Here is a 12,165-nt window from a genome sequence, read left to right on the forward strand (position 1 = left end):
ACCGGAGGGCTAATTGATGTCAGCAAGAACCTTGGAACGGTCAATGGCGCTTCCGGCGCGCAACTGCTCGACATGTTTCACGAAGGTGTCGATGCGCTTCTCGAGCGAGGTAATTTTCTTGGCCTCCAGATCGCGTTTCAGTACCTCTGCCTGGCTGGCGACGACGGCTTTGGGATAGTCGGTTTCAACGCCAAGCGTGACATCCAGATAATAATCCAGATTTTGCTCGAAAGCCGCCTCGGCGGTGGTCAACCGGTCCGCGCGATCCTTGTATTCTGCGGTATCCTTGGCGGTGATTTCTAGAATAGCCTGCAGAGCCTTGAGGACCCGCTGATCCGCCGCTAGCTTGTCCGCGACATAAGCGCCAACGCGCAGGGCATTGACGGCGGCGCGGTCACGCTGCTCGTTGCGGGTCTGGATCGACACCTTGATGACAGCAGAGAGGGCGGCGATCCGCTGCTTGAGCGCCGGATCATCGACAGATTGGGCCAGCGCTTCGGCTTCCTTGACCGGGTCGTCCTGCGGTGCCACCGCGCTGGCCGGCAGGGCGTTCCAGGCCTCGCGGATGGCGGTCAGGCGCTGGGGGCTGGGCAGGCTGGCCGCGACCAGCGCAAGACGAACTCCGGTGGTGGGCGAGCGGCGTTCGCCCTTCTTGTCGATCGGTACAAATTCCTGGCGTGCCGCGCTCCGGATATCGGCCAGCGGAGTGCGGTAGTCTCCACCCTTGACCGTCTGGCCACCCGCCTGACCGTGCAGGCGGGACAGCTTGTTAAGGCGGAAGGGGTCTAGCACGAATTCGCCGACATTACCCAGCATGTCATAAAGATCGAGCGGATTTGGCTTCAGCAGTCCGACGACGTTGAGCTCGTTATTGGCGGAATCTGTTCCCTGATACCAGACATAACGCGCGGGTGCTTCGGTCATCGGAAAAGTTGTCTCGATAAAGACGGAATCCGGCACGGCCGCCCCCCCTCTGACGGCATACTCCCATTCGGCTTCGGTCGGCAGGCGCAGGAAGGCGAGGGCGCCATCCTCGGTTGGCAACTGTTTGGCTGCGTTCACGGCGGCCCAAGCTGAATATTTTTCGGCAAAACCAACGCTTTCCGCCCAGGTGATGTTGACGACAGGCAGGCGCCCCTCATCTGTGACGGCTTTGCAAGGGGTGTCAAAGGCGGCCCATTGAGCTTGGGTAACCTCGTACTTGCCGAGATAATATGCCCTGGTTCCCTTCTTTTCCGGGTCGGTAAAACCGCCGCCAATATAGTCCGGGCGAGTGTTTTCGGCGTAGCCCAGCGCATCGTCGGTGCGGCCGAGTTGGATCCGGCGATCGCCCAGCAGCCCGTCAGCCGGCAGCTCAATGCGCCGGAAGACCATGGCGCCCCCGCACGGCATGGGCAGAACCAGATCATCGTCTGCCTTTTGCGGGTTGTAGACGCGCTCCGGCCAAGGGGCCTCTGCGGCGCCTGCCGTGGCGGGAATCAGACCCATGACAATAAAAAGTAGTGTCCTAAACATCCCGGACCTCTTCGGCTGGATCGACATGGGCGGCTTGCCAGCCGGCGATCAGTCCAGCCGGCAAGGCGACGGCCAGTGTCGCCGCCAGTATCATGATGATTTCCGCCGGAGCCAGCCGGCAGGCGCGTTCGCCGCTTCCCAGGCTGTCGGCGAAGAAATGGTTGATCGCTCCGGCGGTCCCGGCGAAGAACAGGCTGGCAAGCAGTCCGCCGAGCAGGCTTACCGCGACGACCTGGCCGATCGGCAGGCCGGCGAGCCAGCCGGGGCCGTAGCCAATGAGCTTCAGCACCGCGAGATCGCGCCGTTTCTTGCGCAAGGCCGCCAGTTGGCCGGCGAGCAGTGATATGCCGATGCCGATGCCGGCCGCGACGATGATGATGGTGAGCACGGCCCGCAGATTGGCGTCGAGTCGCAATGTGCTGGCAATTTCTCCTTCTCGGGCGGAAACCTGAATACCTTCGGCCCGCAGGTCCGCGGCAAGCGGGGCCACATCGCGGATGGAGCGGGCATAGAGGCGGAAAAGGGCAAAGGCGTCGGTGCTCGGCGCGGGTCCGTTCCCGTGATCGCCGAGCCCCGGCACAGTGTAACCGTCGCGGTATGATTGGAGCTCGAGGAGCAGCGGCAAGGTCACATAGGCGCCGGTGCCGGAGGCCTTTTCCGGTGCCAGAATGGCGGCAACCACGGCGTCGTGGCTGGCCGGTTCGATGCGGCCGTTACGGGTGCGCTCAATGGCGATAACCAGCGGGTCGCCAACAGTGACCTTCAGGCGGCGCGCTGTATCGGTGGTGAGCGCGATGCGCCCGGCATCCGTCACGGCATCGCCCCCGCCAAGCGGGTCTCCTGGTGCAGTTGGGTTGAGTGATACCAACAGACTGTCGCCCGCTGCCGTCACCAGATCGACTTGGCCGGCAATGGCGCGGGTGTTTGGCAGCACAAAGGCGACTTCGGGACGCCCCCGCCAGCGGGTGAACCAAGCGGCGTCGAAGCGGGAACTGCCCGTCACTTCCGGCAGGATGAGACGCATCGCGGGATCGTTGTCCATCCTGTCGATGAGTGTCCCGATCACGCCGCTGCGCAATCCCAGCAGGACCATCAGCGGCACAAGAACTGCGGCCAGCGACAGGGCCTGACACAGGACGGCGACGCGGTCGTGCCGAATATCCGCCAGGATAAGGCGCAGCAGATGAGAAAACTGCCTCATGAGGTTATTGCCGTGCGGCCGGGGGTGGTGTGGCAGGCTATGAGCCGCAACCCCGCCCGCTGCGCCAGTTCGGCGTCGTGCGTCACCACCAGTAGGGTGGCGCCGCGCTCCCGCGTCAGATCGGTCAGCAGCGCCAGCACTTCAGCGGCGCGAGCGGGGTCGAGCGCCGCGGTCGGCTCATCCGCCAGGACAAGCGGCGGCTCATGCACAAGCGCGCGAGCGATGGCAACCCGCTGGCGTTCACCGATGGACAGGGCAGCGGGATAGCGCCCAAGCAGGTGGCCGATGCCCAGCCGCTGGGCGACGCCGGCTTCCGGCCCTGGCCCCTCAAGGCCAAGCAAACGGCGGGAAAGGCGGATGTTCTCGCGCACAGACAAGGCCGGCAGCAGACCGCCCGTCTGCAGGACATATCCCAGCCTGCTCGCTCGCCAGGCGATGAGCGCTGCCGTCGCCTGGCGGCGCCACAACAGACCGACATCGGTATCACCGAGCCGCAGCCGCAGGCTGCGATCAGGGCGCAGGGTGGCCGCGACAAGATCGAGCGCCGTGCTCTTGCCGCAACCGGACGGGCCAATGAGGGCAGAGAGTGAACCTGCCGGCAACACAAGATGATCCAGAGCGACGGTCAGGCCGCCACGGCTCTTTTCAACTCCGATGGCCTCGACGATCACGGCAGGCTATCGACGGGTACCGGATAGACGGCATCACCCGCTCCGGCGCCTTCCGCCAGCATCACCCAGCGATCCACATCGTCATGATAGCGCTGATAGAGGGCGATCTTGGACTTGATATCGTCGATCACCGCCTGCTGTTCGCCCACGCCCATGCGGCTCCAGCTGTCCTCGTCAAGCGCCATCAGCTTGCTCTGATAGGGCAACCCGTCGAGATATTCGCCCATCAGGCCGGCCTGCTCCAGATTGCGCACTTGGCCTTGGCCGATCTTGGAGGGATCCCGGCCCATGGCGGCGGCGGCGCTGCGAAGCTCATTGAAAAAATCACCAGGCTCGATCTGGGCCTTTTCGCCGGCATCCACGATCCGGCGCAGGGTTGCCTGAAGGTCTGAGAGCTGATTTTTGGTCAGCAGAACCCTGACGGTGAAGGCGGTGACGTCGGACTTGGCGATATCCCGATCAGAGGCCCAAGCCTCGAACATGGTGGGCGCGCTCGTCCCTTCGGTCTTGCCGAGATAGGCCAGCCGCATGGCATGGCCGACCGCTTCGGTCGTTTCGGCCAGCTTGGCATCTTCAGGTTTGGCCTCAGCCTTGGCCGAAGGGTCGCTTGCCTTGCGAACCTGATCGACCAGCAGGTCCGCAAGCTGTTTCACCTGATTTTTGAAGACTTCAGGATCCCCGGCCGCCACGGGGAAATAAAGCGCCCCGACGCCTGGATAGGCGGTCAGGCGCTCATATTGCGCCTTGGCGGCGGCGTGGTCGCCCTTACCTTCATCGGTCAGCTGGTGCAGCACATAGATCGCGGCGCCATTCTCCTGCGCCATCTGGCGCATCTGGTCGGTGGAAAGTTTGGTCGCCGAATACGGAGAGTTTCCTTCGCGTGAGCTGGCATCGGTGATCATCACGATGAACCGGCCACCAAATCCGTTCCAGTCAATGCCGCGCAAGGCGTGTTCCAGCCCGGCATATCCGTCCTCGGCAAAGGCACGGGTCGATACGGTAGACGCCTCCACGCCCTTGGCGGCTTCCATGAAGCTGTCCCGGGTTGTTGCCTTGTTCGGGTCGGCGAAGGTTTTGGCGAGATAGTCGATGCCCTTCACCTTCGCGGGATCGTCACGATAGGCGACCAAGCCGAACCGGACCTTGTCGTTGAGCTTGGCGGCCTCGACGCTTGCGAACACTTCGGAGACGGCCTGGCGGGTCCGGTCGATATAGGGCTGCATGGAAGAGGAGGCATCGACCAGGAAGACGATACCGGAGCGAAAATCCTTGAGCGCTTCGTCCGGGTTGATGCGCTGCGCCTGCACAGGCTTTTCTTCCCGAGTCACAGAAGCGACATGGACGGTACGCACCCGGAAACCGGAAGGCAGGATGGCCGATTTGGCTTCGAGGATCGGCAGCAGATAGAATTTCTGCTGCAGGTCGATGGTATTTTCCGGCTCGATGGAAACGATCGGGCTGTCGGCAGGAAGCGTCCCGTCCGCGACCGCCTTGCGCTGGGCGTCCGCCACCGTCGCGGGGGCTTCGGCGGAGAGGGTCGCCATCAACCCGTCGCGATCCTTGTAAAACAGCACCCGGTCGCGGCCGGCCGGATTTGCAAAGCCCATCACCAGCGTGTGCTGCCAGGCGATGGTTTCGGCCTCGGGGACAAACCCCTGGACCTTGCCATCGGAAGCGGCGCCAACCTCGACCATGCCGTTCTGCCGGCCGTAAACGAACAGGACGCTCATCGCCGGAAGGGGTTTGCCGCCGGTGGCGTCAGGCGCGGCCCGCAGCTGGGCACCGGGGCGGGTCAGAACCTTCTGGTACAGAGTTGTCTTGCCCTCGATCAGCAGCGGCTGACGGGTTTGCGCCGCCGCCTGCAGGCTGGTCAGCAGCAGAAGGGCGCAGGCCAAGGCACCGGCCAGGGATGTCAGCGGTCGCTTCATTCTCCAAGAGCCTCCTTGGCTTTGACATGGCCTTGATCGGCGGCTTTGCGCAGCCATGAAATGGCCTGTTCGGGGCCATCCTGGGCGTCGGTCTTGCCGCTCTTCAGCACCATGGCGAGACGATATTGCGCTTCGGCATCGCCGGCTTCCGCCGCCTTGCGGTACCACTGGGCCGCCTGTTCGGCGTTGGGAGCCGGCAGAGGGCTGGTGTCCTTGCTCCAGCCGTCCGGGTCGTAAAGGCCGCCCACGGCCGCCGCAGCCTCCGGGTTTCCCTGTTCCGCCGAATTGCGCAGGAGAAGGAAGGCGCCATCAAGATCCTTCGCAGCCAGATGGGCCTTGCCGAGCGCAAGAGCGGCGGCGGCATCGGGCTTTCCCGCAAGGGCGCTGCGGGCGGACGCCAGGGTGAATTCCTCGGCGGGCGGCATTGGCGTTGCGTTGGGGGCGGGCAGGGTCTCCGCCTGCTGCGAGGTGTCGGCCGGCCGGCCCAGAAACCACCAGGCAGCCGTACCGCCCAGCAAAAGGAGCACAAGCGCGATGCCGCCGATGAGGGGAAGCGGGGAGCGCCCTGTTGGAGCCGGGCCGGTTTCGAGTGCCGGAGCGGTGAGGGGTTCCAGCGGCGGGGCCGGCTCGGCGGTGATGGCCGGCGCCGGCTGTGCTGCGGGGGCGGATGTCGGCTTCCAGCCACGTGGCGGCGCACTTGGAAGGCGCAAGGCGATACCGATTACGGGGCCGTCCGTCCTGCCGCCATTGCCGTCACGCAGGGTGACAAAAAAGGGCTGGTTGGGCTTGAGATGGAAGGTGGTGAAGGCGTCGAGCGTCAGGATCAGGAGGTTGCCTTCCTGCCGTGCTCCCGCCGGCCGTTGCCAGATTTCCGCCGCGCCCCAAGGCTGATCGGGGTTCGCCGGATCCAGATGATGCCGCCCCCCTCCGGGCAGGGGGTGGCCCACGCAGAATTCGACGCTTTGGGGGTCGAGCGGCGTATTCGGGCAGTGCAGTGCGGCAATGCCCGCGGGCATGTCCTGGGTCTGGTTCAGGCGGAACATCGGCGGACCTTCAGGCGATACGGTTCAAAAGCGGGGCCAACTCGTCCAGGAGACGGCCCAGCCGGGCATTCTGGACATCGTCGATCTCGCGCCCGCCGCTGAAGCTCACATTGTCCAGCGCCAGACGGTGCAGGGCCGTGGCCCAGTCGAGGAAAAAATCGACCTCGAGCCTGACCCGGTGTTCCGCCAGCTCGGGCAGTTCGCCGAAGGAGGGCGGCGGCGCAAAGATCGGCATGTCGGAGCGCGGCCGTTTCGGCCGTTCGGCGGCCGGTTGGAGGGCGAAGCCGAGATCGGCGATGAAGTCATTGATGATAGTGCCGGCAAGGTTGGCCGCCCGGTCGGCCACATCGTCCCAACGCACATTGGCCGCCTGAACCTGTCGCCGCACGATGTCGGCGATCGTGGTGCCGAGATCAAGACGATTGGCTCCGACGATGAGTTCGCTTGCCAGCTCTTCAATGATGCGACCCGGAAGGCCAAATCCAGCGGCGGCTTGCGGCAGGCGCCGCAACTTGTCGGCCCAGAGATTCATGAGATCACGGGCAAAGCTGGCGGGGCGATCCGGGATGACGAGCAGCCGGGGTTTGGCTGGCGCGGGCGCCGGGACAGCCGGCACCTCCGCCCAGGGGTCGTCTGACCACGGGTCTTCGGCGGCAGGAGCCGCTTCGTCGGTGGAGGCAGCCTGTTCCGGCTTGAGGGCGGCAACCGTCAGGAAACACTCGCGGCATTCGCGTTCATCCAGCGACATCGCGGCGAGCAGATGCAGGAAGGGTCGATATTGCTGCGGATCGACGCTGCGATAGAGATCGCGGCGCAGCGCCTGGATCGCCTTGTCCTTCTCTTGCCGGCCAGCGTCGTCGTCGGCGTGGTAGAACCGGCGGAACTGGCTGTGAAGGGTGCGGGCCTGCTCACTGAGCCTCTCGCCAATCTGGCGCGCCTTGAGGCTTTCGTCGATGGTTGCCGTCAACTGCTCAACGAGGAAGGAAATGCCGCCATCGTTGGGACTGAGCGCGGCGTTCCATACCGCCTCACGATTGGCGAAATGTCGGGCGGTCACTTCCGAACCGAGAAAGGCATCACGATATTCCGCGATCAGTCCGGCCTTGGCGGGAGCGATGCCGCCCTCCACCAGATGGTCGCTGCCATCGGGCAGCCGGCGGATTTCGGCATAATTGATCAGATGCTCCTGCTTCATGCCCGGATTGCGCAGGAGCAGGGTGTTGGCAAAGGGCTTGCCGTCCCAATCGGCGGGCCAACCGTCGCGGCCGTAAAGTTCCAGAAAGGAGGCGTAGAGACGCCGGTCCCATTTGCCCTTCCGGGTCTCGGCCGTTTCTCCGCCTTTTTCGATGAATTCGAGATCGAACTTGGTCAGCACCAGGAACAGGGCGTTGCGGACGCCGGCGCGCTCGGTTGGTGTATCGCCATGGGTGAGGCCGATCCAGCTGCGCACCATGGCCGCCAGGTCCTTCACTTCGGCCGGGTTGTTCGGCATGCACAGCAGCATGGCCGTCAGTTCCCGCTCCTCGGTGAAGCGCTGGAAGAGATAGGCGATCTTGCCGCGCAGCAGCAGCCCGCGCACCTGTTCCACCTGTTCGTCGGCGTCGGTGGCGATCTCGATCATCTTCTCGCGGGATCGGGCTCCTGGAAAATCCAGCAGGTCGGTTTCTGCCAGGAAGGGCCAGGGCGTCTCCGTCATCACGATCTTGAGTTCGGCGACCAGCGCGGCAAGCAGGGCGCGGGGCAGGCGGATGGCCGCGCCGGCACCGGCGGCGCCAAGGGGCTGAACGGCAATTGTATCGGCGGTATCTTCCGGCGTGCGCAGGCGCTTCAGCGTGAAGACATCAATGATGCTGGCATCGCGGGGGACCAGCGCGTCGATTGCGGCCCGGGCTTCCGAGGCATGCCCCAAGGCTTCCAGCCCTTTGGCAAGATGAAGGAAGAGATCGGTTAATTCCGGAATGCCGCCCCACAGGGGGGCATAGAGCCTGGCTCTGCCGGCGAGGTTCAGCCGGCTGCCGAGACGGATCAGCGCCTCCCAGTAGCCGGTCTGACGCAGGGTTTCGATGCGGGCCGAAAAGTAACGCTCGAAATATTCCCCGACATCGAAAAGGATGATTTCTCCCAGATGCGGTGCGGTGCCGGCAGGGGCGGCCTCGGCTTCGGCAGCGGCCATGACGGCACGCAAGGCCGCCTCGTTGGGAGCCGGAATTTTGAGATTGTTGGCGTCAAAATCCGAGAAATAGGCGTTGGCCAGTATCTTGACGAGGTCGGTTTCGCTGAGCAGGCGCAGCTCGACCGGAAAGGCCGGGTCCGCCACGCCACTGCGGGCGGTGGTGAAGCGCGTGACCAAGCCGGTGGATTCACGATCCCCCGGCGGATTGATATCCCGCAGGAAGTCTTTAGGCGCGTCCGCAAAATCGCAGGTGAGCGTGCCCCCGGGGCGGCGCGCCAGTGCGGAGACGAGATAGGATTTACCAGCCTGACTGGGGCCAAACACTCCGACGCAAGGGCGTCGACCGGCGGCTCCACTCAGCCGGCGGGCGAGATTTTCCGCCCTGCGGGTGGTGGTCACGAGAGCATGCGCCTCGTTGGCGACACTGCCGGCGATCGGGGCGAGATCCCCCACCCAGGCGCGGGCTTCGCTGGCGGTCCGGCCCAGACGGTCGGCGGCGACGGGCAACTGGTTGGTGCTCATGGGTCCGTTTCCGCTCACTGATCCAGGAAAATGCCGGTGTCGAGCCAGTAGCCCAACTGATTGTCGATGGTCTGCAGTCGCAGTCGAAGCTGGCCTGGATCCACCGATTTCTCATCCCTGTCCGTCACACGGCCGATGGTGAACTTGTCGATGACGCGTTTGCGTTTGTCGCCGCTGCGGTCACGGCGCAACCGCACTGTCAGCGGGGTACGCTGCTGGAGCTGGCTGATCGGCGCATCCTCGGCATAGGCAAGGCTGTAAAGACGGGTGGCCGGCCACCAGTCGGCGGCCATTTGCCGGAAGCCGAGCGGCATCGGGCCGCGAAACTCGACACCAGTCTCCGGCAGCTCCCAGTCGGGGTCTTCCAGATGCATGTCAGCGAAGAACTCGTCATCCTTCAGTAGTCGGCTGCTGCGATCGAGCTTGCCGAAATACCGTGCCGTCGATGCCGGATGCAGAAGATCGGCCCTGAAATTGAAGTTGGGCAACTGGCCTTCCGAAAGCAGGCATATCATCGCGCCAACCGCAGCCGTGGTCTTGGGATCGGCGATGGTTGCGCGGGCATCGCGGAAGGGATACCAGCCGCCAACGCGGAAGCGGTGCAGGGGGATAATGCGTGAGGGGGGCAGGCATCCGGATTCCTGCAACAGCCCAGCGATGGCCGGGAGCCGTGACGGACGTCCGGAAAGCAGCAGCACATCGCAGCGGAAGCGCCAGACCATTTCCCCCAGCGCCTGCATCATTTCCTGGAAAACAGACCGTACGGTGCGGTCGATCTCGGCCACATCGACCGGAATTTCCAACGCCATCAGGTCGAATCCCGGATCGCCCGCCTTGCGGATTTCGCCATTAACGTACTCGATCAGCACCGTGGGCCGCGTGTCGGCATCGGGAAAGAAGCTGGCGAAGGGGCGCCGTTCGACCGATGGAGAGGCCGCAGGCACGGCCTGCTCATAGGCTGAGAGCAGCTCGATGGCGATCGGGGCGGCAATCTGGCTGGCGAATTGCTGGCGCCGCAACTGTTCGATCACCTTCATGTCGCCGCGGTCGCCGCCAAAGAGCTGGGACAGGACCGCCTCCGTGCGCTCCGGGCCGAGCGGTCCGTTGGCAAGGTGGCGCCGCAGCGGGGAGAGCAGATGTTCGCGCACCACCTGCTGCACGGCATCGTCGCCGGCAAGGGTGAATCCTTCGCGGAAAAGCTGCGTTGGCGAGACGGTGACGTTGGCACCACGCCCATCCACGGCAAGGCTAGTGATGACAAGATCGGTCGTGCCCCCGCCAACATCGAGAGTGGCGACCCGGAGCCCGTCCTTGAAGGCCGGGTCACTGCGATTGACGGGGTGGCGCATGGTGTCGAAGAAAGCGCGGGCGTCACCGGAATAGTTGAGCGCGATCTGTGTATAGAAATAGATCGCCTGCGTTGCACTTGCCTCGTCCCATTGCAGGCGAACCTCCGGCCCCTGTGCCGGCTGATCCGCGGCCCGGCGAACGTCCTGGGCATAATGCACCACCGGCTGGCCGTTCTCGTCAGTCTCCAGCGAGGCGAGGCCGAGCGCCATATAGGCCAGCTCGCAGGCGACCTTCGCCTGTTCGGAAAGGATTTGCCGTTCGGCCAGCGGCATGGCGGTCGGCATGGTCATGATCAGCCGCCTGAGCCGTCGGGGCAGACGCTCGTTGGCGGCGCGGCGCACCCGGTGGGCGGCGGAGTTCATCATGCACAAGGCCTGAAGGATGATCTCGGCCAGGGTAAAGGACATGAGATTGCGGCGGGCATACAGCGCACGGATGGAGGGAAAGCTGTTTTCGATGGGCAGGCCTGGTCCCTGTTCCACCCGGTGCAGCGCTTCCCCGAGATCATTGACGAGCGTGGTGAAGGCCACGCCTGTTGCGATGTCCGATTGTTCACCGGCGATGAAGGGACTGTTGAAACGCCAGCTGTCGCGCCGTGCGTCCTCATCCCACAGGTAACGTTTGGGGCTGGAGAGTCCGGAAGCCCCTTCGCTGCCGCGGCGTAAGCCGGCAAGGCGGGCCGCTTCCGGGCCGACACGCACAATGCTCGGCCAGGAAAAACGATCGGCAAGGCCCGAGCGCAGGGACAGGTGATCGCGGCCGAAGCTGGCCCGGCTGAATTCGATGCGGCTGGCAAATGGGTCGCTATAGACATTGTAGGGCTGCGTGAGATCGCGCAGCTTGAGCTTGACGGCGTTGGTGATGTCGGCGGCCATTTCGCTCGGGTCGGCTTCGATCAGCAATCCGCAGGTCCGCGAATTGCCGAGGTCAAGAACCAGATCGACATCAATCGGGGTGGCATGGCCTTCGGTCGCCCGGTCAACGATGACGATGGTCGGCAGGACGCCCGAGGCATGCAGCCAGTCCAGATAGGCCCGATAGGCTGCCAGATGCAGCATCGGTTTGCCCTCTTCCACCATCCAGGCCTGTACCTGTTCCACGGTGGGCGGAGGGACGGGCCGGCCCTTGGCGGCCTTGCGCTCATGCTTTTCGACAAGATCCTTGCCGGCTTCTATGCACCAGTCGCGGACCCACTCCTCCTGCAGGTACCAGTCCATGGCGTCCCGGTAAGAGGGCAAGGCGAAGGGGCGACCGTTCTTGGCATCCGTCGGCTCGGGGGCGACATAGGCCTCCTCCTCGATGAAGGGGACGAGCCGGGTGTCCAGGGCGAGGGTGATGCGATGGGTGTGACCGTCCAGGTCGGGCTCCGGCAATTTGTGGAGGAAGACGCGCGCCCAGTTGGTCGGTCCCCGGAAGAAATTGCTGTCGATATTGCGCCGCAGGAGCGGCAGCGGCATCCACTGCTCCGCGAAGAGCGCCTCGATATCCCTGAGATCGACTTCGCAGGTGATGCGGCCGGACCCTGCGGTTTCGCCGGCAACCTCACGCTCTACAAGCTGCGGCAGGTCAGTCCCTGTCAGCGGCCAGGTCTTGTCGGCGTAAAAGCCCCAGCGCACCGGCGTGGGGCCATCCTTCGCGACACGGATGCCGAAATCCAGGAATTGCAGGCCGCTTTCCGGGATGATCGGTACACTATCGTGAAAATGGCTCAGCTCGGCGAGAGGCATAGGGGCACCGGAAAGTTGTAGAGCGATCTCAGTTC

General features: G+C 64.4%; 7 protein-coding genes. All 7 read right to left on the reverse strand.

Annotation, left to right across the window (positions count from 1 at the left end):
• Positions 1–9: 9 nt before the first annotated feature.
• The 7 genes from QTL98_RS20265 to QTL98_RS20295 are packed head-to-tail and all read right to left on the reverse strand — an operon-like array spanning position 10 to position 12,130.
• On the reverse strand, positions 10–1,542 hold the full coding sequence (locus QTL98_RS20265) for a formylglycine-generating enzyme family protein (protein ID WP_445682637.1): 1,533 nt from the start codon (positions 1,540–1,542) through the stop codon (positions 10–12).
• Entirely contained in the window at positions 1,508–2,716 is a 1,209-nt protein-coding gene (locus QTL98_RS20270) for an FtsX-like permease family protein (RefSeq protein ID WP_445682638.1), read from the reverse strand. The genes QTL98_RS20265 and QTL98_RS20270 overlap by 35 nt, the downstream gene beginning before the upstream one ends.
• Positions 2,713–3,387: an ABC transporter ATP-binding protein gene (locus QTL98_RS20275; protein ID WP_445682639.1), complete on the reverse strand. Its 675-nt coding sequence runs from the start codon at positions 3,385–3,387 to the stop codon at positions 2,713–2,715. The genes QTL98_RS20270 and QTL98_RS20275 overlap by 4 nt, the downstream gene beginning before the upstream one ends.
• Positions 3,384–5,315 carry a vWA domain-containing protein gene (locus QTL98_RS20280; RefSeq protein ID WP_445682640.1) on the reverse strand — a complete coding sequence of 644 codons (1,932 nt, stop codon included), beginning with the start codon at positions 5,313–5,315 and terminating at the stop codon, positions 3,384–3,386. Before QTL98_RS20280 ends, QTL98_RS20275 begins: the two co-directional genes overlap by 4 nt.
• Positions 5,312–6,358 (reverse strand): tetratricopeptide repeat protein, encoded by a 1,047-nt coding sequence (locus QTL98_RS20285; protein WP_445682641.1) that lies wholly within the window; start codon positions 6,356–6,358, stop codon positions 5,312–5,314. The genes QTL98_RS20280 and QTL98_RS20285 overlap by 4 nt, the downstream gene beginning before the upstream one ends.
• Positions 6,359–6,368: 10 nt before the next feature.
• Positions 6,369–9,053 (reverse strand): virulence factor SrfC family protein, encoded by a 2,685-nt coding sequence (locus QTL98_RS20290; protein ID WP_445682642.1) that lies wholly within the window; start codon positions 9,051–9,053, stop codon positions 6,369–6,371.
• A 14-nt stretch (positions 9,054–9,067) separates the two neighbouring features.
• Positions 9,068–12,130 carry a virulence factor SrfB gene (locus QTL98_RS20295; RefSeq protein ID WP_445682643.1) on the reverse strand — a complete coding sequence of 1,021 codons (3,063 nt, stop codon included), beginning with the start codon at positions 12,128–12,130 and terminating at the stop codon, positions 9,068–9,070.
• Between the last annotated feature and the right edge of the window lie 35 nt (positions 12,131–12,165).

It is taken from the genome of Radicibacter daui, from assembly GCA_030657355.1.
Taxonomy (GTDB): Bacteria; Pseudomonadota; Alphaproteobacteria; order Radicibacterales; family Radicibacteraceae; genus Radicibacter; species Radicibacter daui.

Coding starts and splice junctions, on each gene's coding strand:
- QTL98_RS20265 (WP_445682637.1), bottom strand. CDS start 1,542: ATGTCGATCCAGCCGAAGAGGTCCGGGATGTTTAGGACACTACTTTTT.
- QTL98_RS20270 (WP_445682638.1), bottom strand. CDS start 2,716: ATGAGGCAGTTTTCTCATCTGCTGCGCCTTATCCTGGCGGATATTCGG.
- QTL98_RS20280 (WP_445682640.1), bottom strand. CDS start 5,315: ATGAAGCGACCGCTGACATCCCTGGCCGGTGCCTTGGCCTGCGCCCTT.
- QTL98_RS20285 (WP_445682641.1), bottom strand. CDS start 6,358: ATGTTCCGCCTGAACCAGACCCAGGACATGCCCGCGGGCATTGCCGCA.
- QTL98_RS20290 (WP_445682642.1), bottom strand. CDS start 9,053: ATGAGCACCAACCAGTTGCCCGTCGCCGCCGACCGTCTGGGCCGGACC.
- QTL98_RS20295 (WP_445682643.1), bottom strand. CDS start 12,130: ATGCCTCTCGCCGAGCTGAGCCATTTTCACGATAGTGTACCGATCATC.